Source organism: Snodgrassella sp. W8132, assembly GCF_016100865.1.
GTDB classification, from domain to species: domain Bacteria; phylum Pseudomonadota; class Gammaproteobacteria; order Burkholderiales; family Neisseriaceae; genus Snodgrassella; species Snodgrassella alvi.
The window spans coordinates 212,091-233,697 of sequence record NZ_JACFRQ010000002.1 but is presented as its reverse complement, the minus strand read 5'-3'; the positions used below and the strand labels follow the sequence as shown (position 1 = coordinate 233,697).

The 21,607-nt window shown below is 42.0% G+C and carries 20 protein-coding genes and 1 pseudogene; 9 read left to right on the top strand and 12 right to left on the bottom strand.

The features are described from left to right. Positions 1-98 precede the first annotated feature (98 nt). Positions 99-1,514, bottom strand: a complete 1,416-nt coding sequence (locus H3U82_RS08740; RefSeq protein ID WP_198210185.1) for a hypothetical protein — start codon at positions 1,512-1,514, stop codon at positions 99-101. Positions 1,515-1,771: 257 nt separating this feature from the next. On the opposite strand from H3U82_RS08740, the gene H3U82_RS08735 reads away from it, so the two are divergent. Next, positions 1,772-2,776, top strand: coding sequence for an MBL fold metallo-hydrolase (locus tag H3U82_RS08735; protein ID WP_198210184.1), 1,005 nt, complete (start codon positions 1,772-1,774; stop codon positions 2,774-2,776). Between the two features lie 276 nt (positions 2,777-3,052). Here the strand turns inward: H3U82_RS08735 and H3U82_RS08730 are convergent, their stop codons facing one another. From H3U82_RS08730 to earP, 5 genes are all read right to left on the bottom strand, one after another. After that, positions 3,053-3,706, bottom strand: a complete 654-nt coding sequence (locus H3U82_RS08730; RefSeq protein WP_100126139.1) for a TetR/AcrR family transcriptional regulator — start codon at positions 3,704-3,706, stop codon at positions 3,053-3,055. Between the two features lie 50 nt (positions 3,707-3,756). Further along, positions 3,757-4,806 (bottom strand): UDP-N-acetylmuramate dehydrogenase, encoded by a 1,050-nt coding sequence (gene murB / locus H3U82_RS08725; RefSeq protein WP_198210183.1) that lies wholly within the window; start codon positions 4,804-4,806, stop codon positions 3,757-3,759. Next, on the bottom strand, positions 4,803-6,188 hold the full coding sequence (locus tag H3U82_RS08720; RefSeq protein ID WP_198210182.1) for an MATE family efflux transporter: 1,386 nt from the start codon (positions 6,186-6,188) through the stop codon (positions 4,803-4,805). The genes murB and H3U82_RS08720 overlap by 4 nt, the downstream gene beginning before the upstream one ends. Before the next feature lie 139 nt (positions 6,189-6,327). Beyond that, on the bottom strand, positions 6,328-6,888 hold the full coding sequence (gene efp, locus H3U82_RS08715) for an elongation factor P (protein WP_025331610.1): 561 nt from the start codon (positions 6,886-6,888) through the stop codon (positions 6,328-6,330). A gap of 43 nt (positions 6,889-6,931) precedes the next feature. Further along, positions 6,932-8,128 (bottom strand): elongation factor P maturation arginine rhamnosyltransferase EarP, encoded by a 1,197-nt coding sequence (earP, locus tag H3U82_RS08710; protein ID WP_232336150.1) that lies wholly within the window; start codon positions 8,126-8,128, stop codon positions 6,932-6,934. A 420-nt stretch (positions 8,129-8,548) separates the two neighbouring features. Here earP and gyrA point away from each other — a divergent pair, with 420 nt between their 5' ends. The 3 genes from gyrA to H3U82_RS08695 all read left to right on the top strand — a co-directional run bounded on the left by gyrA (position 8,549) and on the right by H3U82_RS08695 (position 12,402). Next, positions 8,549-11,152 carry a DNA gyrase subunit A gene (gene gyrA, locus H3U82_RS08705; RefSeq protein WP_037394775.1) on the top strand — a complete coding sequence of 868 codons (2,604 nt, stop codon included), beginning with the start codon at positions 8,549-8,551 and terminating at the stop codon, positions 11,150-11,152. Positions 11,153-11,320: 168 nt separating this feature from the next. Continuing rightward, on the top strand, positions 11,321-11,518 hold the full coding sequence (locus H3U82_RS08700) for a (2Fe-2S)-binding protein (protein ID WP_078475503.1): 198 nt from the start codon (positions 11,321-11,323) through the stop codon (positions 11,516-11,518). A 242-nt stretch (positions 11,519-11,760) separates the two neighbouring features. Next, on the top strand, positions 11,761-12,402 hold the full coding sequence (locus H3U82_RS08695; RefSeq protein ID WP_084548202.1) for a rhodanese-like domain-containing protein: 642 nt from the start codon (positions 11,761-11,763) through the stop codon (positions 12,400-12,402). Positions 12,403-12,723: 321 nt separating this feature from the next. On the opposite strand, the gene H3U82_RS08690 is transcribed toward H3U82_RS08695, so the two are convergent. From H3U82_RS08690 to H3U82_RS08680, 3 genes are all read right to left on the bottom strand, one after another. Continuing rightward, on the bottom strand, positions 12,724-13,131 hold the full coding sequence (locus H3U82_RS08690; RefSeq protein WP_084551381.1) for a GNAT family N-acetyltransferase: 408 nt from the start codon (positions 13,129-13,131) through the stop codon (positions 12,724-12,726). An 82-nt stretch (positions 13,132-13,213) separates the two neighbouring features. Further along, entirely contained in the window at positions 13,214-13,747 is a 534-nt protein-coding gene (locus H3U82_RS08685) for an NAD(P)H-dependent oxidoreductase (RefSeq protein ID WP_370524673.1), read from the bottom strand. A 130-nt stretch (positions 13,748-13,877) separates the two neighbouring features. Continuing rightward, positions 13,878-14,306: a MerR family transcriptional regulator gene (locus tag H3U82_RS08680; protein ID WP_100126115.1), complete on the bottom strand. Its 429-nt coding sequence runs from the start codon at positions 14,304-14,306 to the stop codon at positions 13,878-13,880. Between the two features lie 332 nt (positions 14,307-14,638). Between H3U82_RS08680 and H3U82_RS08675 the strand changes: the two genes are divergently transcribed. The 5 genes and pseudogenes from H3U82_RS08675 to H3U82_RS08655 all read left to right on the top strand — a co-directional run bounded on the left by H3U82_RS08675 (position 14,639) and on the right by H3U82_RS08655 (position 18,526). Beyond that, on the top strand, positions 14,639-16,207 hold the full coding sequence (locus H3U82_RS08675; protein ID WP_198210181.1) for a hypothetical protein: 1,569 nt from the start codon (positions 14,639-14,641) through the stop codon (positions 16,205-16,207). Positions 16,208-16,377: 170 nt separating this feature from the next. Next, positions 16,378-16,494 (top strand): annotated as a pseudogene (locus H3U82_RS10985) (DNA polymerase beta superfamily protein); the annotation flags it as partial. A 383-nt stretch (positions 16,495-16,877) separates the two neighbouring features. Further along, positions 16,878-17,276, top strand: a complete 399-nt coding sequence (locus H3U82_RS08665) for a cupin domain-containing protein (protein ID WP_084551377.1) — start codon at positions 16,878-16,880, stop codon at positions 17,274-17,276. Positions 17,277-17,306: 30 nt separating this feature from the next. Then, complete coding sequence (locus H3U82_RS08660) at positions 17,307-17,633, top strand: carboxymuconolactone decarboxylase family protein (RefSeq protein WP_084548196.1); 327 nt, start codon at positions 17,307-17,309, stop codon at positions 17,631-17,633. Positions 17,634-17,782: 149 nt separating this feature from the next. After that, complete coding sequence (locus H3U82_RS08655) at positions 17,783-18,526, top strand: SDR family oxidoreductase (RefSeq protein ID WP_084565262.1); 744 nt, start codon at positions 17,783-17,785, stop codon at positions 18,524-18,526. Positions 18,527-18,848: 322 nt separating this feature from the next. Here H3U82_RS08655 and H3U82_RS08650 read toward each other — a convergent pair whose 3' ends face one another. The 3 genes from H3U82_RS08650 to atpG are packed head-to-tail and all read right to left on the bottom strand — an operon-like array spanning position 18,849 to position 21,588. Beyond that, positions 18,849-19,271 carry a F0F1 ATP synthase subunit epsilon gene (locus H3U82_RS08650; RefSeq protein ID WP_025331621.1) on the bottom strand — a complete coding sequence of 141 codons (423 nt, stop codon included), beginning with the start codon at positions 19,269-19,271 and terminating at the stop codon, positions 18,849-18,851. A 10-nt stretch (positions 19,272-19,281) separates the two neighbouring features. Further along, positions 19,282-20,679, bottom strand: a complete 1,398-nt coding sequence (gene atpD / locus H3U82_RS08645; RefSeq protein ID WP_025331622.1) for a F0F1 ATP synthase subunit beta — start codon at positions 20,677-20,679, stop codon at positions 19,282-19,284. 33 nt (positions 20,680-20,712) lie between these two features. Beyond that, positions 20,713-21,588 (bottom strand): F0F1 ATP synthase subunit gamma, encoded by an 876-nt coding sequence (gene atpG, locus H3U82_RS08640; RefSeq protein ID WP_025331623.1) that lies wholly within the window; start codon positions 21,586-21,588, stop codon positions 20,713-20,715. Positions 21,589-21,607 lie beyond the last annotated feature (19 nt).

Here is a 21,607-nt window from a genome sequence, read left to right as displayed (position 1 = left end):
CTTTTAATCATCAGATACCGATCCGGAAATTTCCTGATCACAAAATTGTTACGTATGTATTTCCGGTTGTCTGATAATTAAAAATAGTTTTCAAACAACTATAGATTTGCCAGTGCTCTGCTCATTTCAGTAAAGTCTCCGCGCATCTGATACCACAGATTACTACGTGCCTCACTAAACTGCTCTTCACGACTAAGCAATGTACCTTCTGTAAATGCTGTGTATTTTCTGGGAACATGTCCGTCAAACCAGTAATAAGTTTGCGATGAAGTACTTTTTCCTCTATAGCTGCGGTTTAGTTCATATAGTCCACTAGTATGCACTTCAGCATTCATTACCGCTTCATTAATCGTCTTCACACTATATTGTTTGAAATAAAAATCTTCATAAACAGATTGCTCAACCATATTACCATTTTCATCAGCTACCTTTTTTGTACCCACTTTCAGATTTTCATATTTATCATCCGTCTCAATATTATCCTTATACTGCTGAAAATGACCGCGGGTCATATTTACATCAATCACCAGATTAGCCGATCCAGGGCTGTTTACAAAGCTGACATAGCTTGCCTGGAGTACGGAACGTATCTGGTAGGCCAGATAGTCATTTCCGCGGATAAATATCTGTACCTGTCCTTTTTGTTCATATACACCTGCCTGTCTGGTAGAATCTTTATAGGTGTTACCATAAGGACTGTACACATCACTGGCCGCACGGAACAAAGCCGCTGCCTGCCGGTATTCACTCAGTAGTCTTGCTTTGCGCACAATACCCTGCGCTTCCTGATAGTGACTTTCCGCTTCAGCAGTACGCCATTTTTTTTCATAAATAGCAGCTAATTTGGCACTGTCCTTATAATTGCCCAAAGGCAGATAAACATCATGAGCTTTGCGAAAATTATTCGCTGCCTCTTTATAATTTTTGTCTCTGACATTAGCCTGTGCTTCAGTGTAATATTCCTGAGCAGCAGTTTTATAATACATGTTCTGATTATCATCAGCGCGCTTTTTAATATCCTTATAATTAAAATACTCATAGCCCTGACGGTATAATTTAGCCTTGCGCAAATAATCTGCACTGTTTGAAGCTACAATTGCATTAGCCTGCTGATAAAACTGTATAGCCAGAGATTCTTTCAGACCATCTACTGTATACAGACTTAAATATTTTTCAATATAAGTGCTGTAACTTTTATCTGCCAGCTCAGTTTTCATCGCCAGTAACAGCTGATAGCTTTTAATCCGTAAGTCATAATCAGAAACGGCAGCCTGTTTAATATTTTTTTGCGCCATTTCCACTAAACCGCTAACAGTAACCTGCAAATACAGAATATCCTTGTCCTTCCATGGCTTATTCTTTTGCTCAAGCTTCTTAGCCTTAGTGTTGAAATTATTAGCCAGAACTTTCACTCCGCCTACATAATCACCGGTTTTGAACTTGTCCTCCGGCTTAACCGGTAATGTACAGCTTGCCAGCAACAGACATAAAAAGACCAGTAAAATTTTTTTCATTTTTCGATCTCCAGAGGCGCGAAAACAGGCGCATGATAAAATACAAAAGGCGCATATTAACACTATTTAACAAAACAAACAAATGCCTTTACTTTTATCCTGATTTCATTCTGTGCATAACATCATCCCACCGTCGCAGTTTCGGTATATCTACCTGAATGATTTATAATTAAGTTAAAATAGAAACTGCAAACAGCATTAAAACATTTAAACTGATAATATATTGCCGTAGCTGTATCAGCTAAAGACAACAGATAATGCTATTTAAGAAAAGAAACCCATATTACAATCCGGCTAAAAGTCATCATACACCTTATGGTTTCTGCAATCTGGAACCTACAGTCATCAAACCCCTGGAAGTCTGTCGCTGGAACTGGGAAAGGCATATCCATCATCTGCCTAAACCACCGCAAAACGGATATGAGCATTTTGCACGCGACTGGTATCAGAAACCGGACTTTACACTGAGCGGCAACCGGCTATGGTGGATCAGCCATGCCACACTGCTCATACGTTTACAGCAATGTACCATTATTACCGATCCGGTATTTTCACAGCGGGTATCACCAGTAACATTTGCCGGCCCCAAACGCCGTACTCAGCCTGCAGCCAGTATTGCCCAGCTGCCTTCAGTGGATGTTATCGCACTGTCACACAACCATTACGATCATCTGGATAAGGCAAGTATCCGCCAGTTAGCCGAACGTTTTCCGTCCATCACTGCCATTGTTCCCCTAGGTTTGAAAAATAAACTGGAACATATGGGCGTACGTAATGTCATTGAACTGGACTGGTGGGAACAGGTGACGATTAAAGATATCCGGTTTCATGCTGTACCGGCACATCACTGGAGCCAGCGCGGCATTTTCGACCGCAATCGTACTCTGTGGTGTGGCTGGATAATGCAGACAGCCGCGGGAAGTACTACTTATTTCAGCGGAGATACAGGTTTCAGCGAGATTATGTTCCGGCAGATTGCCGGGCGATTTGCCCCGATAGACATGGCTGCAATCCAGACAGGAGCTTATGCACCCCGCTGGTTTATGCATAATCAGCACATAGATCCTTATCAGGCAGTAACAATTTTTCAAATACTACAATGCCGTCAGGCCGTTGGCATGCACTGGGGTGCATTTGAACTGGCAGATGAACCCATAGATGAACCACCACAGCTACTAGCTCAGGCCTGTGAACAACAGCAGCTGGACAACAGTCGTTTTGAAAGTATCAAAATGGGAGCTAGCCGTCCCATTCCTGATTAAATTAAACAATAATAAAAAATTTCATACCCGGCATATCGTTCCGAATGGAACTCACAGATTGCAAAATAAAAAATATTATCTTTAATTTTATTTAAATTTCAGTCTGCTACATCTGAAATACGGACTGACCAATTGATTGCCGTATTAATCAGTGCAAATTTATAAATATGCGTGCAGAAATAGTATAGTTTCTTAACTTGAGCAAATGAAATACTGATAAAAAATATCGCATTAAAAATTCTGTTTAAGCTAAACCACTTTTATTTATTTTTATTTTCACACCTGATTACGCAAATCATTCATCATGCGACTGAATTCTTCCCGGTAGGCAGGGGTAACATAAGGTCGTAACAGAGTCAGAGTCTGGTGGGTACCACGAAATTTAGAAGCTTCAGTCAGTTTGCGTTCATATAAGGCACTGTCATAATCACACCAGTATTTGGTTATCAGCCAGATATTCACTGCCATTTCCTTGCGGGCAACTTCGTCTGTTTGTATAAAACCAATATCAGTCAGTTGCTGCAAGAGATTTTGCAGTAGTGGTGATACACGAACCCGGGTGAAATTATTGTGTTCACCCAATAATTCGGCACTGCGTGAAAGCATTGCATTTAAATCACTGAATAAAAAACGGTATTGCCACATTACATCATAAACACCAAGCATATAGTTCTTAATCGCTTCTGTGTCCTGTGGCGGACTGACCTGCTGCAGATAACACAGCAATTTCTCACTGTAGCGCTTGAATAACTGCATAATAATTTCATCTTTATTACGAAAATGATAATAAAGATTGCCCGGACTGATGCCCAGAAAAGAAGCAATATGATTAGTGCTGATGTTGCGTTCACCCTCTTCATTAAACAGTTTCAGACTGGCATCAATAATGCGGTTATACGTATTGGGGCGTGATTCTTTCACCATATTAATTTCTTTCTGATTATGCAGTTTATCACCGGGCAAAGCATACAGATATTCTCTTAACCAGCCGCATGCGGCAAAACTTCCGGCAGCCAGACCGGTTCCGGTTCGAGCAATACCTGAAAATGCTGTGCTACACAGTTACGAACATATTCAGCCAGAGCAACTACATCGGCTGCGCTGGCCTGTTTTTTATTAACCAGTACCAAAGCCTGCTTCTCATGAACTGCCGCACCGCCAAGCTGATAGCCTTTCAGGCCGCACTGGTCTATCATCCAGCCTGCTGCCAGCTTTACCTGCCCGTCAGGCTGTGGATAATGCGGCAAAGCCGGATATTGTTTTAATAGGCTTTCTGCCAGTTCAGCCGCCACAACAGGATTTTTAAAAAAACTGCCGGCACTGCCAAGCACTCGCGGATCAGGCAGCTTCTGCCGGCGGATACGGCACACTGCCTGTGCAACGATACCGGCAGTTAGAGGCTGCCCCTGTGCCATCTCTGTGGCCACCTGAGCTAAATCACCATAATGCAGTTGCGGTGTAAAACTGCGGGATAATACAAACCGTACCGCCACAATGACATAACGTCCTTGCTGGCCATGCTTAAATACACTGTCCCGGTAAGCAAAGCTGCATTCATTCCGGCTAAGCCAGCACAGTTGCTGACTTTCAAGATCAAAACATTGTACAGCCTCAATACAGGATTGTACTTCAACACCATAAGCGCCGATATTCTGTACAGGTGCCGCCCCTACTGTACCCGGAATCAGACTCAGATTTTCCAGGCCGCACCAGCCCTGTTCCAGCGTGTACTGAACAAATTCATGCCAGTTTTCACCGGCCGCAGCTTCTACGATAACCTGTACACCATCATCCGCCACCAGCCTGATACCACGATTGGCCATACGCACCACCAGTGCCGGATAATCCGCACAAAACAGAATATTACTCCCGCCACCCAACCACAGCACACTTTGCCGTTCAAACTGAGGCAGTGCCAGAATATCCGGCAACTGTTCAGTATTCGTTAATGTGACCAGCCAGCGTGCCCGTACCGGCAGAGCAAAAGTATTTAGCGGTTGTAAATCTGCATGTTCAATCACACTTATCATGATTTGCCTTCTGCATCTGTCAGCATAAATTTTTCACTTTTCCGGTGCAGATACCACACCAGTGCCACAGCCGCACCTGTCAATGCCAGCACCAGAGCCAGCCAGAAACCATAAAGTGCCATACCGAAATACAAACCAAACAAACAGCCGAAACCCAGACCCAGACCCCAGAAACTGAACGCATGAATCACCATCGGAATCTTAGTCAGCTTATAGCCGCGCAAGGCATAAGAAGCAATTGTCTGTGTTGCATCAGACAACTGGAAAACTGCTGCAAAAATCAACAGCGTACCGCCCAGTAAAATCACTTCCTGATCAGCTGTATATAAGCCTACCCAGAAATGCCGGAACAGCAGCAGCATGATCCCGGTAAAGCAGGCACCAAGCAGACCCATACACAACCCTACTCCGGAAACAAAGCGGGCACGCTGCCAGTTACGTGCTCCGGCTGCCTGACCCACACATACAGCCAGCGCAATGCCCACACTTTGCGGCAACATATAAATTAAAGAGGTAATACTGATTACCACCTGTTGCGCTGCCACCTGAGTGACCCCGAAACGGGCAATCAGCAAACTAATAAAAGTAAACAGACTCACTTCCAGAAAGAATGACATTCCGATCGGAATACCCAGACGCAACAAAGAAGCCTGTGTACGCCAGCGCGGCCACTCAAAGCGCACAAACAGAGCAAAAGGTGCAAAATACCGCTGCCGTATAATATATATGCCCAGTGCAATGGCATTCAGCCAGAAACAGATAGCTGAGGCCAGACCACAGCCGGCGCCTCCCATCTGCGGCATCCCGAATTTTCCGTAGACAAAAATATAATTAAGCGGAATATTCAGCAATAGTGCAATCAGACTCACCACCATAATAGGTTTGGGGCGGTTTAAAGAAGAGGCAAAAGCATAAAATGCCCGGTGAATCATCGCTGCCGGCATACCCAGTGCAATATAGAATACAAACTGACCAAATACTGCATCCACATATGCACCCATATTCAGCCAGTGCTGCATTGGTATAATCATTGCCCACAGCAACAGCATACCCAGAACACCGAGAAACAGTCCGAACCATATTCCCTGCCGTCCCTGTTCTCCGATTTCCGTTGTTTTACCGGCACCGTATAACTGTGCCAGTATCGGCTGTAATGCCGTCATCACTCCCAGAAAAGTAATATACAGCGTAATAAATACATTCGAACCCAGAGCCACGCCGGCCAGGTCGTTGGCACTGGCATGACCGGCCATTACAGTATCGACTACGCCTACACCTACCTGCGCTACCTGTGCAATAAGAATCGGCAACGCCAGCCGCAGCAATCTGCGACATTCAGCCAGCAACTCGCCCCGGCCGTGCTGATTCAGTTCAAACAACATGTTTCACCTACAAAATTAAACAATACAAACAACAAAATACCGTAGATCATCACACTCATCAGGCAGTTTACTGCTGCGATACCAACAATAAAACAGGCTGCCTGAAATCATTCAGACAGCCTGCCAGCAAGAAAATCAGTTAAGCGCGTTTACGGAATTCAAAAGTACGTGAATCAATTTCCACTTTATCGCCATTTTCAATATAAGCAGCTACCTGAATCTCGGCACCACCTACCAAACGTGCATTTTTCATTACTTTGCCAGAAGTGTCACCTTTTACTGCCGGTTCAGTATATTCCACTTCACGCACGATAATAGTAGGCAGTTCTACAGAAATAGCGCGGCCGTCATAGAACGTTACTTCGCATTTTTCTTCCATGCCGTCTACAATAAACTTGATGGCATCGCCGATGTTTTCTGCTTCCACTTCATACTGATTGAATTCATCATCCATGAAAACATACATCGGATCAGCAAAATAGCTGTAAGTGCACTGTTTGCGATCCAGCACTACCACATCAAATTTTTCATCGGCTTTATAAACCGTTTCTGTAGCAGCACCAGTCAGCAGGTTTTTCAATTTCATTTTTACCACGGCAGCATTACGACCGGATTTATTGTATTCGGACTTCTGCACCACCATCGGATCATTGCCCACCATAAATACATTACCCGGGCGCAATTCTTGTGCGGTTTTCATCTTTAATCTAACTTCCAAAAATGTTCAGCAAATAATAAGTATATTATTTTAGCGGAAGATGGCTGAATCTGGCTAGTTTTTCCAGCGCATTGTCCTGCCCATGCAGCATTTCTGACCACGCAGCGGCTGATTTTACCCAACTTTGCCAATGCGCGCACAAATACTGCCATGCCTGTTCACGTTTTAACGAACTCACAGCCCCAGCTCCGTTCAGATCATCCGACAAAACAGTAAACGCCTGTCTGAGCTCTGCCGGCCAGCCTTGCATCGCCTTAAACCAGAATGAATGCAGCTTTTGCAGATGGACATCATCATCCTGACGGTAAATATGCCAGAAAAACGGTAATCCTGCCCATAATGCCCGGACAAAGCTGTCTTCACCGCGCACAATAGCCGCATCTGCCAGCCACAGCAAACGGTCAAAGGCCGCCTGTGGCACAAACGGAATACGTACCAGCGTCACATTCCCCAGCTCACAGATATCCCCTTCCTGCTGCAGCTCCTCCGGTGCAATTAATTTTGCCGCACGTAAACTTTCAATGACCTGTCCGCCGGCAAGCCACAACGTTACCGGCGTATCCGCCTGCTGCCACATAGCCATCCATTGTGCCCACTGACCGGAAGTATAAGCAAATACCAGCCATAACTGCCCTGTATACTGTAACGGCAAACCATATTCCTGCCTGAATGCCTGCTGAAGCTTCGGCTGCTGTCTGAATTTTTCCCGCTCAGCCAGATAATCCGGTTCCCGTAACAAACCGCCACTGTCCGCATCAATACCCATAAACCAGAAATACTTTTCCAGACCATTAGGCTGCAACGATGACATAGCATGTAAACCAACCGCCCAGTCTTCGGCGGTCAGATACTCCCAGTTCAGCCACAATGGCCGGCGCTGCCTCATTCTTTCCAATACCTGAGGCGGGAGCTCACAACCAAACGTTTCTATTACCAATACCGGATCGGCAGCAGCAGACAGCTGTTGCTGCATCATGGCATCGCCCTGCCATGCTTCGATAGTAATCCGTGCCTGTTTTTCCGGTGCCGGCACTAGCTTATTAAGTGCATCAGTATCATCAATCCACAAACGCACATGCATGTGCAGATATTCAGCCAGCAGACAGCTTAGCCGCCAGCCTACGCCCGCATCACCATAATTATCAATTACCCGTACAAATACCCATGCCTCTGCCATAGACTCATCCGATAGCATAGTTTCAGGTAAATTTAAAACATGCATTAAAATTTCCTTACAGACAGCACAACTTACTCACACATTCTCACTATTTATCCTTTTGTCAACCATAAAACAGACTTGACAAACTGATTTTATCCACATGAATTAAGCAACGCATACTGAACCCCACAAAAAGCAAAAATAGCTGCACACATGCATCTTATTTTTATATATATTTGTTTTTAAACAATTTTATTTTAAGGCTTATTTTTTAAGCAAGCACATCCAAGTCTTGATTTATAGGCAATTATGCACGCTCATCTTTCATTTTCCACAGATTTATCCACAAATATTGTGAGCATATCTTTAACCCCTTTAACGACAAGGTTTTTTATGCCAGATCATCCGAGCCATGAAAAATAATCAGAAACTAATTACCATTATGGTAAAATAAACCATGCTCTCTAAAGTAGTAAAGCCATTATGTCTGATGCACTTTTTGCCAAAGAAACCATAGCAGTATCACTTGAAGATGAAATGCGCAGTTCCTATCTGGATTACGCCATGAGCGTGATTGTAGGACGTGCTCTTCCTGATGTACGCGATGGGCTGAAACCGGTTCATCGTCGTGTGCTGTATGCAATGAACGAAGCGAATAACGACTGGAACCGGCCTTACAAAAAATCTGCGCGCATTGTCGGCGATGTTATTGGTAAATACCATCCGCACGGCGATACAGCGGTTTACGATACTATCGTACGTCTGGCGCAGGATTTCTCCATGCGTTATCTGCTGGTCGACGGACAAGGTAATTTCGGTTCCGTTGATGGCGACAGTGCAGCGGCTATGCGGTATACCGAAATCCGCATGACAAGAATTGCGCATGAGCTAATGGCTGATATCGAACAGGAAACTGTTGATTTTGTCCCGAATTATGACGGCAAAGAACAAGAGCCGGCGGTATTGCCAACACGTATTCCGACATTACTGATTAATGGTTCTTCCGGTATTGCCGTCGGTATGGCTACCAACATTCCGCCGCACAATATTAACGAAGTAATAGGCGGTGCCAAAGCTCTGCTGGCTAATGAAAACCTCAGTATTGACGAGCTTATCGATCTGATTCCTGCCCCGGATTTTCCGACTGGCGGTATTATTTACGGACTTTCAGGCGTACGTGAGGGTTATCGTACCGGTCGCGGTCGCGTCATTATTCGTGGTAAAACCCATATCGAACCTATCGGACATCATGATGAACGCGAAGCAATCATCATTGATGAAATTCCGTATCAGGTAAACAAAGCCAGACTAGTCGAAAAAATCGGCGAGCTGGTACGCAATAAAATTCTCGAAGGTATTTCAGACCTGCGCGACGAGTCGGACAGATCCGGCATGCGTGTGGTTATCGAGCTCAAACGCAATGAAAATAGCGAAGTTGTTCTTAATCAGCTGTATAAATTAACTCAGCTTCAGGACAGTTTCGGCATCAATATGGTGGCTCTGGTAGACGGTCAGCCGCGCCTGCTGAACCTGAAACAGATTCTGAATGAATTTCTGCGTCACCGTCGCGAAGTTGTTACCCGGCGTACCATGTTTAATCTGCGTAAAGCACGTGAACGCGGTCACTTGCTCGAAGGTCTGGCAGTAGCTCTGTCTAATGTCGATGAAATCATTGCCCTGATTAAATCATCTCCTACCCCTTCAGAAGCCAAAATCGCTTTAACCTCACGGGCATGGCGTCCTGATCTGGTTAAAAACATGCTCGTACGTAGCGATATTGATGCAAAATTGATCAAGCCTCAGAATTTACCGGAAAATACCGGTCTGAGTGCTGATGGCTATTTCCTTTCCGACGCGCAGGCACAGGCCATTCTCGAAATGCGTCTGCAACGTCTTACCGGTTTGGAACAGGATAAAATTGTCGATGAATACAAAACTATCCTTGATAATATTGTCGACTTACTTGATATTCTTGCCAAACCGGCTCGTATCAACCAGATTATTCATGATGAGCTGACCGCCATCCAGCAACAATTCGGAGATGAACGTCGCAGCGAAATCAACACTTTTGGTGGCGACATTGCCGATGAAGACCTGATACCGAAACGTGACATGGTGGTTACACTGACTCACGGCGGCTATATCAAAACCCAGCAGGCAGATGACTATCAGGCACAACGGCGTGGCGGTCGCGGTAAACAGGCAACTGCCACCAAAGATGAAGACTTTATTGAAACTCTGTTTATCGCCAACACACACGACTACCTGCTGTGTTTCACCAGTCTGGGTAAATGCCACTGGATTAAAGTATACAAACTGCCTGAAGGCGGCCGCAACAGCCGTGGGCGGCCGGTTAACAACCTGATTCAGCTCGAAGAAGGTGAAAAAATTAACACCATTCTGCCGGTACGTGAATTCAGCGAAAATGAATATGTCTTTATGTGTACCGAACAGGGTATCGTCAAGAAAACATCACTAATCGATTTTTCACGTCCGCGCTCAGCCGGCATTATCGCCCTCGGACTGGATGAAGGTGACCATCTGATTGGTGCGGTTAAAACTGCCGGTAAACACGACATCATGTTGTTTTCCAATGGTGGTAAAGCAGTCCGTTTCAGTGAAGACAATGTTCGTCCGATGGGACGCAGTGCCCGCGGTGTACGCGGCATGAAACTGGCTGAAAATAACCAGGTAATCAGCCTGCTGGCCTATGATGCTGAAGAAGATAGCGACAAACTGGTACTGACCGCCACAGCCAACGGCTTTGGTAAACGCACTGCTGTTGATGACTACCGTCGTTCCGGCCGTGGTACTCAGGGCGTAATTGCCATCGATACCGGTGAACGTAATGGTGACCTGGTAGCCGCTACACTCGTAGCCGATAGCGACGACCTGATGCTGATTACCAGTGGCGGTGTACTGATTCGTACCAAAGTCGATCAGATCCGTTCCACCGGTCGTGCTGCTGCCGGTGTTAAACTGATTAATCTGGATGAAGGCGAAAAACTGGTCAGTCTGGAACGTATTGCTGAAGCAGAAGAAAACAGCGATAACGAAGTAGATATACTGGATACACCAGAAGATTAATTCCGACATTTAAAAACATAAAGCCGACTTTCCCAGTCGGCTTTATGTTTTACCGGTAGAAACATAATCAGCTTTCAGACAGCATAAAATCCACTACTTGATAATAATAATGAAATCCACTATCATCTTTACCCACAAAAGAAACCAAACACACACAAAGGACAAAACATGTACGTTTGTCTGTGCAATGCCATTACTGATCGCCAGATAAAAGAAACTGTTGCTGCCGGCGCCTCAAGTCTCACTGATTTACAGGCTCAGCTTGGTGTAGCCACTTGTTGTGGCTGCTGTGCTGATTTAGCCAGCTCATTCCTCTCCTGTCATCAGGATCGTCAGATTAATTGCACCAAAGCGGACAACACATAAAAATTTGATACTCATACGAATAATTAACCGTTATTTTCTTTACTGCATTCTTATTTATCAACCATTTCATATTTTTATCTTTTAACTAAATATAGATAACTTATTTATAATTAGTTGCGCTACCCGAATCAACAAAACCATATATTTTACATAAATCAACAAACAGGCATATAAGAACACATAAGCCTTTTGGTTTGTTTATTATGTTCAATGTTTTGTTTTTTACTTAAAGGGAGCAATAAATGAAAAAGAATAATCTGATAAAACACTATTTTCTTACATCAAGCTTAGCGATATTAATTACATTAGCATTACCTGCTACTGCAAAAACCACTACCAAAGTTAATAAGGCTGAAGTTAATCGTTTATCGAATTATTTTATAGCTCAGGATAAATCAGTCAGCAGCAAAATAGATTTTGATGGTTACATGAAATTAGCCGAAGAAGTAAAACGATACAGAGCTAAAAGACTTCTTCCTTTAAACCAATTTTTGGCCAAATCCAAAAATTCAAAAACCATTATTTTGGACTCCAGATCCAAAGAAATGTATGACAGAAAACATTTGAAAGGAGCCATTCATCTGAATTTTTCCGACTATAACCAGATTAGCCTATACAGATTAATTCCAGATAAAAATACAACCATTCTCATTTATTGCAATAATAATTTTATAGATGACCAGGAAAACTTTGCCAGTAAAATGGCAGTAACACCAACAGACCTGAACGGACTGCCATCTTATCGTGATAAGATCAGTTTAGCCCTTAATATACCTACCTTTATCAATCTATACGGATATGGTTATCGTAATGTTTACGAATTAGGAGATCTCGTTTCTGTTAACGATAAAAGATTAAAATTTGAAGGTAGCGAAGTTAAATAAATCATTTATCCGCACAAATCATTAAACCCATCTATTCTGACTATTCACATGAATAGTCAGAATAGATGGCCGTACTTACTTTTCTCTCTCTGTTAACTGAAACCATACTAAGTTATTAACTTGCAGGCAAATACCAATATTATTTTCAGGAGCAAAACAGGAATCCGTCATCATAGCTTTGCCCTTATTTTGTGATTATCTGCCAAGCCATCATGATGTCCCACTGCACTGATATCTGAAAAACACTGTTTCTGCCAAACCTGCCTGTCCGGCACCCGGCAAGACAAAAGAATAATCAATAGCAACGAACTGTATTTACTATCATAACGGTTTCTTTAAAACCCATGCAGATGTATGAGCAGTAAAACCGATATGACCATAATAGTCGACAGCCTGTGGCGCAGCAATTAAAACAATTCCGGCATTCTCTCCAGTATTTTTCTGAATTTCCCGAATCAACTGCTTACCAATACCCTGCTTTTGATAGCGCTCATCAACAGCCAAATCAGCCAGATAAGTAATATAAACAAAATCAGTTAAACAGCGCGCAATACCCACCAACTTCTGTCCGTCCCATGCTGTAATAATTAAATTTGCATTATTCAGCATAGACTGAAAACGGGATTTATCCGTAATCGGACGCCGTTCCCCCAGACTGCAATTTCGGTAAAGATTCAGCGTTTCTTCGAGTTCGGGTTTGATATTACAACGGTAAGCAATATTATTCATACATAATACCTCCAGTAAACGAACAAAGTATTAACTTCACATACAGATACAGTGAAAAACTAATTTGTACAGATGAAACCAACTAATAACCCTGTTCATGGTTCAACATATTATAAAATTTGTTTAGAAACTCAATAAAATCTGCAGCACTTTGATTGATTGCCTGCGGAGTAATTGTTACTAATGAAGCATCTGTATTAGCGCCAAACAAAGAAAATGCACCCTGATAATCTGCTTTAACATAATGTAAAGTCATTTCATACGGACGCAGAACTGCCGTTAAATCATAAGGTGCCTGATAATCCTGTTCCAAACTTCCCATAGAAACAGCCAAACCGATTTTTCGATCTTTAAGCTGAGTCCTGCGGGAACCATATGCCCATCCGTAGGTTAAAACATCATCAAACCACTGTTTCATTAGTGGCGGGCAGTTAAACCAGTAAACCGGAAATTGCCAGATCAGACTACCTTGTACCTCTACCAAAGCCTGCTCTTTCTCCACATCAATCTTACCGTCCGGATAAGACTGATACAGCTCATATACCGGAAATTTTTTTACTTCTTCAATCCAGCGTTTATTGACTGAAGAATGTTCAATATCAGGATGCGCAACAATAATCAGTGTTTTTTCATTTTATTCCCCTTGGTTATTTGATCACTAAATATAAATAAAAATTAACTTATCCGAACACATCCGAATTTCAGTTTACAGTACAGCCTGCACTTTAGCCAGACAGAGCACAGTATTACAGACTATGGCCGTTGCTGATTAAATATTCAGCAAAACTCACCTGCTCAGATAAAAGACCCTGCTGCCGTCGCTGATACCATTCAATCTTGTCATTCAAAATCTGCAGATGTTTTTGCAGTTTTGCCTGCTGTTGCAAAAAATCATCACGGGTCTGTAACAACAACTCCAGCCGCTCAGTAATAGTTATATCCCCCTGACTGCGCAGCAACACATACTGCTGAAGCTGTTCCATACTCATACCGGTATTTTTCAGATGCAAAATAAAACGCATCCAATCAACGTCCTTTTCGGTATAGAAACGACGCTGATTGACAGAGCGCTGCGGAGAAATCAGCCCAAGACTTTCATAATACCGGACAGTTGCCGGCGTTAATCCGAATATATCCGCAAAAGCACGGATACTGTATTGTTGTGACTCTGTCATTCTTGTTCCTATCACCAAAATAAAGCTCAAACAACTTAAAATATCATTTCATATTAAAGACTAAGTAATAGCAAATCAGGCAAAACCAATTTAATGCGTAAAATAAAGAATCAATCTGTATAAAAATAGCAATAAAATTTTGATGATGAATAAAAAAGGTAATTCAAAATAGATATTCAGATAATAATACAGGAAAGCATATGCTTAATATATTGCTAAGGTATAATCAAACCACCACAGCAAAATCAGACAGTACTGGTAACCGTACTTAATTTTTACCAGAGATTAACACCATACATAAAAACTCTAAAATATTAAAAATCTGAAAAATAATGGAATACCTGAATAATATTAATTGCCAACACTTTCCATTGGTATGGGATAACCATAAAACCAGTATTTATCAGTTTTTACTCCCTTATCAAAACGCGGATAAACTTCCCGAAACGGCCAAAATTCTGCCTGATCACTCCTTAGATAGTCGAAAAATAAAACAGGCAGCAAGAATGAGGGATGGAATTACAAATTATCATAGTGCCTCTGCAGAACAAAGTTGTGTAGAAAAAATTTTAGCATTACTCACCAAAATAACTGCGCAACCTAATCAATCAGATATCGAAACACTTTACACCCTAGTCCAAACAGGACGAACCTTAAGTTATATTGAAGATTTAACTGAGGAAATACCTAAACTCATTATTGATTTTGATAAATTATACGAATTTATTTATTGGCTAGCACTTAATAGTCCGGATCGTGAAATCATTAAATTCAGTATTGCCATATTAGGATGCTTTACTACCGAACAAACAGAATTATTTTTGTTATTTGGTATGCATGAAGAATTTTCATTATATTCTGCTGGCGCATTACAAAATACACTATCATCTGAAACCGATATTGAAAATGCCTTGCTGACATTAGCAAAAAAAATTGATGGTTGGGGACGTATTCATATCATTTATCGGTTAGTAACATATCCGTTATCATCATCAACAAAAGACTGGTTGCTAAGATCCGGCTATCAAAATAGTTTGATGAATGAATATCTTGCTTACACCTGTGTAATGTCAGGTGAATTAGATAAAGCTTTAGCGCATGAAACCATTGATAGTGAATTAATCAGCTCCACAAGTGAAATTATTGCAGCGCTGATAAACGGCGGACCCACTCAGGATATGCATAACTATGCTGCTGGTGCTAAAGTCTGTCTTAATTATTTAACCCATTTACTCAATCTACCAAATTTAACGGATCTGAAAATATTACGAACCGTTTGGTTATTACACGATTTTGTGGTTAATAAAGTAAACGATTATTATCCTAACTGGGATAAGAAAATCAAAAATCAAATAATCAATAAAGCAAATGAGGTTATTAAGCAAGATAAATGGTTAGACTTAATTAAAAATACGCTGACAACTAATAATACGCAACAATTTCAGCTAGCTGCAAACCTTTATACACAATATGGCTTTGATGCATGGGAAGCACATTTTGAACATCAAAAAAATTATCATAGCGATCAGTGGCCTTATTTACTACTCAGTGATTCATTACCGAGAATAAAGCAAGTTATTCAATTAGCTAATCAACAATATGATTTTGCTAAAATCGCAACAGGCCCTGCATTAATCTATGAATATGAAACAGAAATTGACACACATAATTTATTAGATTTGATTTTACAAGAACTCAATCATTTTCCCGGTATTGGAGAAGACTTAATATTAATCGGCTTGAATAGCCCGGTAATACAAAACCGAAATATAGCATTAAATACTATAAAAGCTTGGGATCGATCATCTTGGTCAGAAAGAATTAAAACCGCAATTCAAGAACTGGCAATTATTGAACCTGATGAAAAAACTAAACACAGAATCATCACGTTATTAACTTAAAACAATGATTGATAGCCTTATTATTAAAACAATCTTTATAAAATTAATTAACAGAGATGTTATTACATAGGCAAAACCGTATTAAACAGAACTGACTGCATTAGAGCAGTAAAATAATATCAAAATTATTTTGCTGCGAATCTGGCAGCCGCACTTAGGGATTTCCTTCACCAAGTAGTGATTATGATGTAAGTTTTATATATGTTCATCCGTTTGCTAAATACTTATTAATTGATAATCCGGCATCTCATTTGACTCTTCCATTTAATAATAAATTGGATTTATAGATGGTTTGGATTTGAAAAAAACCTTACAACTGCTTCGAAAATCGAATACTACGCCTTTTGAGTAAAAGATTAAGCAAACCTATCAATATAATAAATCAGTCCGAATGGTCAAAAAAAATAGTAGACAAAATCTCAAAGAATAAGAAATTCGTGGCACCAAATATATTTAAAAAGCATATTTTTCGTTACATCTATGATGAAGATAGATATTCTTGAAACAACTGCTATACTTCTAAAACAGAATCTACAATCTTATAACTTTAATCTTTGCATAATTAAAATTATATCTAAAGTTGATGGTTATGGTTTAATACAAAATAACTCTTGAGTTAAAGTTAACTTTAAGTTTTATACTCAAATACTGATAACAACAGGAGTAAGCCATGTCTACAGCATTCAAACAGATCTTTCCGCAAGGCAAGATTAATATTAATTATGCACAATATTTTATCGGCCAAAGCTATTTATCTAATTTAGCCGCTATCGATGAACAAATAGATGTCGATGTAAGCAATGTTACTTTTGAGCCGGGCTGCCATAATCACTGGCACAAACATCTGCATGGCTATCAGATTCTGCTTGTAACAGCAGGACAAGGCTGGTATCAGGAAGCAGATAAACCAGCGCGACTGCTAAATCCCGGGGATTCGGTAGTCATTCATGCCGGAGTCAAACACTGGCATGGTGCCACTAAAGACAGCTGGTTCAGCCATATAGCCATTACTAAAGGTCAAAGTGAATGGCTGGAACCGGTAGACAGCAGTGATTACAACAATCTTTAACTTATCTTTTTTAATCTATAGGAGAAAATCATGAAAAAACAGACAGCAGGCCATGATTTATTAGGTGATTTTGCCCCCCAGTTTGCACATTTTAATGATGATGTGCTATTTGGAGAGGTGTGGTCTCGCGAACAGCAATTACCAGCGCACCAGCGTAGTATGATTACTATTGCCGCACTGATCAGTGCCGGTAACTTTGAGCAGTTACGCGCGCATTTAAACATCGGACGACAAAACGGTATTACTGAAACTGAAATCGTTGAGATTATCACTCATCTGGCTTTTTATGTTGGCTGGCCCAAAGCATGGTCAGCATTTAATCTGGCTAAAGAAATATATCACGATACTAAAAAGTAATCTGTGCAATAATCATCATATCAAACAAATTAATTGTCAGATTATAGACTTATTTGCAAACTATTCTGATTTGTTTGAAGACAGTAAATGCCGGTTTATTAAATTTTCTGCCGGTAATGTTCAATTTTACAATCTGCAAAGGAATAAATATGAGTGTTCAGAATAAGGTTGTTATTATTACCGGTGCATCATCCGGTATTGGTGCGGCAACAGCCCGCTTACTGGCTCGGAACGGAGCTAAAGTTGTTCTGGCAGCACGCCGTGAACAGCAACTGCAATTATTGCAACAGGAAATTACTCAATCTGGCGGTCAGGCAGTTTATCAGGTTACAGATGTGCGCCAACCGGAACAACTGCAGACACTGGTCGAACTGGCACAAAAACATTTTCAGGGCGTTGATGTGATATTCAATAACGCCGGAATCATGCCTAACTCACCAATCAGTGCCGTTCAAACTCAACAGTGGAATGACATGATTGATATTAATCTGAAAGGTGTGCTAAACGGTATAGCTGCAGTGATGCCGATTTTTACTAAACAAAAATCGGGACATATTATTACCACCTCTTCTATAGCCGGTATCAAAAGCTTTATGGGTTGTGGTGTTTATGGAGCCACCAAATTTGCTGTACGCAATCTGATGGAAGTGATCCGGCAGGAAAGTGCAACCGAACAAACCAATATTCGCACCACTACCCTATATCCGGCTGCAATCAATACCGAGCTTTTACAAAGCATTACCGATACTGCTGTTTTACAAAGTATGACTGAACTCTATAAACAGGTAGGCATCAGCCCTGACGCCATTGCGCGCGTAGTAAATTTTGCTATTGAACAACCTGAAGATACCAATATTAGTGAATTAACTATTTATCCGACTAAACAAGCATAGAAGTTAAATGTGATTTACCAACAAGAGTGTAATATTCATCTGTTTGAGCCGATATTACACTCTTATTACGTGAGCTGATACGGAGTGAATCACGATCATTTATATTTTTTCTTCATATATAGCATAGTTGCCTGTATGCAATAAAATATTCAGCATAATCAGATACCATTAAACAACTAAATGATGTATATCTAATGAATTCATTGTTGATAACATTCGATTGAATCTGTGCAGATATAAAAAGCCCGGACAAATTGTCCGGGCTTTTCAACATCTCAGTCAGGCAATCAGATAGTTATAGATTGATTGCCATCAAAGTTGTTTATTTTCGATGCGTGCGCAAATAGTCCAGCGTTTTCAGTTGGGCAATTGCCGCAGCTAAAGCCACATGTGCTTTTACCAGAGAAACATCATCTTTGGCTTCATGTATACCTGATTCTGCTGCTTTTTTAGCCTCTTCGGCACGCTGCTGATCCATTTCTTCACTGCGAACGGCCACGTCCGCCAACAGCGTAAGCTTATCCGGCTGTACTTCCAGGACACCACCTGATACGGCTACCAGAATTTCTTCTTTCTGGCCAGGCACTGTCAAACGCAGGGCACCAGGACGCACCAGGCTCATAATGGGTTCATGGCGAGGAAAAATACCAAGCTCACCTTCCAGAGTAGGCACGACTACAAAACTCGCTTCTCCGGAGTAGATGCTTTCTTCATTGCTCACCACTTCCACTTGCATGGTACTCATCAAGTGCTCCTTAGTTTAGGGTTTTCGCTTTTTCAGCAGCTTCTTCGATATTGCCTACCATGTAGAAAGCCTGTTCCGGCAAGTGATCATATTCACCGCTCAGAATAGCCTTAAAGCCGGCAATAGTATCACGCAGAGATACATATTTACCCGGCGCACCGGTAAATACTTCCGCTACGTGGAAAGGCTGTGACAAAAAGCGCTGAATTTTACGCGCACGGTTTACAGTCAGCTTGTCTTCATCAGATAATTCATCCATACCCAGAATTGCAATAATATCGTTTAATTCTTTGTATTTTTGCAGAGTAGTCTGTACACCGCGTGCAACATCATAATGTTCCTGACCGATTACAGCAGGATCAAGCTGACGGGAAGTGGAATCCAGCGGATCTACAGCAGGATAAATACCTAAAGAGGCAATATCACGGCTCAGCACGACTGTAGCATCCAAGTGGGCAAAAGTAGTAGCCGGAGACGGGTCAGTCAAGTCATCCGCAGGTACATATACGGCCTGAATAGACGTGATAGAACCAGTTTTAGTGGAAGCAATACGCTCCTGTAAGCGTCCCATCTCTTCAGCCAGTGTCGGCTGATAACCCACAGCAGACGGCATACGTCCTAATAATGCAGATACTTCAGTACCGGCCAGTGTGTAACGGTAAATGTTATCGATGAACAGCAATACATCGCGACCTTTACCATTTTCATCTTTTTCATCACGGAAATATTCCGCCATGGTCAGCCCGGTTAATGCCACACGCAGACGGTTACCCGGTGGCTCATTCATCTGACCATACACCATCGCTACTTTATCCAGTACGTTGGAATCTTTCATCTCGTGATAAAAGTCGTTACCTTCACGGGTACGTTCACCAACGCCGGCAAACACAGACAAACCACTGTGTGCTTTAGCAATATTATTAATCAGTTCCATCATGTTGACGGTTTTACCCACACCGGCACCACCGAACAGACCAACTTTACCGCCTTTAGCAAACGGGCACAGCAAATCAATCACCTTGATGCCGGTTTCCAGCAATTCAGTAGAGCTGGAAAGTTCATCAAATTTCGGTGCCTGCTGATGAATAGAACGGGTAGTATCGGTTTTGATTTCACCTGCCTCATCTACCGGGTGACCCAAAACGTCCATAATCCGGCCCAGAGTAGCTGTGCCTACCGGTACGGTAATCGGAGCACCGGTATTGATTACGGCCATACCGCGTTTCAGACCATCGGAAGTACCCATCGGAATGGTACGTACAATACCATCACCCAGTAACTGTTCAACTTCCAGAGTTAAATCAGTATCAACCAGTTTAAGAGCGTCATACACATTGGGGATAGTATCATGCGGAAATTCAACGTCCACTACCGCACCAATGATTTGTACGATTTTGCCTTGGCTCATTATCGCATCCTAAGTTTATTTGACCTGTTCTGCTTAAACAGCAGCAGCACCGGCCACAATTTCTGACAACTCTGTGGTAATCGCTGCCTGACGCGATTTGTTATATATCAGACGCAATTCTTTAATGGCATTACTTGCATTATCAGTAGCAGCTTTCATCGCTACCATACGTGCAGCCTGTTCGGCAGCCATATTTTCAGATAAGGCCTGATAAACCACAGACTCTAAATAACGGCGGACTAAAAATTCCAGCACCTGCTGTGGTGATGGTTCGTATACATATTCCCAGCCGAACTCTTTGCTTTCAGATACTTCATCCAGAACATTCTGACCAATCGGCAACAGGGTTTCCAGACGTGCTTCCTGACGCATAGTATTGATAAAACCGGCATAAACCAGATAAATAGCATCCAGTTTACCTTCGGCATAGCGCTGGAAAATTTCCGTTAACGGACCTAATAATGTAGCTACTTTGGGTGTATCACCCAAACCCACAGCACTGGCAATGACATTCAGACCCACACGGTTACAGGCTGCCAGCCCTTTACCGCCCAGACACACAATCTCTGCATCCAGACCATTCTGCTCACATTCCTGCACCTTATGAAAGAATGCTTTTAAAATATTTGCATTCAATCCGCCGCACAAGCCTTTATCTGTGGTAATAACAATAAAGCCAACACGCTTGCTGTCATTATTACTGCGCAATAAAGGTACATTATGAGTAGAATGGGTTTGTGCCAGATGGCTCATCACCAGACGAATTTTATCGGCATACGGACGCGCCTGACGCATCCGTTCCTGAGTCTTCCGCATTTTAGAGGTTGACACCATCTGCATCGCTTTAGTGATCTTTTGAGTATTCTGAACACTGCGAATTCTGGTGAGAATCTCTTTTCCTACTGCCATTTCAGACTCCTTTCAATAA